This is a genomic window from Pantoea sp. BR_17 (assembly GCF_041955125.1).
GTDB lineage: Bacteria > Pseudomonadota > Gammaproteobacteria > Enterobacterales > Enterobacteriaceae > Pantoea > Pantoea stewartii.
Window position 1 is genome coordinate 1 of record NZ_JAVAXT010000027.1, and the last position, 1048, is coordinate 1048.

The 1048-nt window shown below is 44.7% G+C and carries 1 protein-coding gene and 1 pseudogene; both read right to left on the bottom strand.

Annotated features, from left to right (window positions below; all coding sequences use genetic code 11):
• Positions 1 to 413 (bottom strand): annotated as a pseudogene (locus tag RAC60_RS21900) (ABC transporter permease); the annotation flags it as partial.
• The coding region (locus RAC60_RS21905) for an ABC transporter ATP-binding protein (RefSeq protein WP_375094351.1) at positions 410 to 1048 on the bottom strand (639 nt) is incomplete at its 5' end. The gene RAC60_RS21905 and the pseudogene RAC60_RS21900, both read right to left, overlap by 4 nt.

Here is a 1048-nt window from a genome sequence, read left to right on the forward strand (position 1 = left end):
GCAGCCAGCAGTAACTCATTGATTACACCATGAAAGGAAATAATATTTATAAACAAAAAGGCTGCAACAAGACCCGGAATAAACATGGGTATACGCAACGTAGCTATAATACCCTCTTTCATTGGCAGAGGTTTTCTTAGCCATAAAGCCAGCGGGTATGAAAGCAGTACTGCCCCCAATGCGCCGATTAGAGAAACCTTCACTGAATAGATAAACGAGCTGATTAATACAGGGTTGCAAATCATCTCAGACCAGTATTTCAGGGTAAAATGACTTTCACCCATAAGGTTAAAATAGCCAATACTCTGCGCGACCAAAACATAAAACGTTGAGCCCATGAGTAAAAGAATGGTACCAAGTCCACTGGTCATAAGTAACCAGGCCAGTAATGTCTGACGCATATCATTTTTCATGTCACCGGCTCCAAAAATACAATGGCATTTTCAGGCAAGTAGAAACATGCATGGGTGCCGGTTTCAATGGAAGGTTTTTTTAAGAGTTGAAGCCTTACGCTGGTTCCGTCACTTGTACGCCCCGAAGCCTCGGTATGACTCCCCATAAAAGCCAGACTCTCAACGGTAATGGTAAAATAATTAGCGCCTGTTTTGTGTTCCGGCATGTAAATGACATCTTCTGGCCGCCAGCATATCCAGCAATGGTTGTTTTCAGGCTTTCTGGAAGAACTGACATAGAAATTACCCACAGAAGTAGACACCCGGTAAAAGCCCGGTTGTTCAGCCTCGGTCACGGTGGCCTTAATGATATTGGCCGCACCAACAAAATCTGCGATAAAGCGGTTTGCCGGCTGATAGTATATCTCTTCTGGCGTGCCTGCCTGCGCGATTTCCCCTGCATTCAGCACCACAATTTTGTCCGACATGGACAGCGCTTCACTCTGGTCATGCGTCACATAAACGGAAGTGAGATTGTGATGTTTCTGGAGCTGTTTAATTTCATACCTCACACTTTCACGCAACCTCGCATCCAGATTTGAAAGCGGTTCATCAAAAAGCATGACATGAGGATTAGTTACCATGGCTCTTGCAAT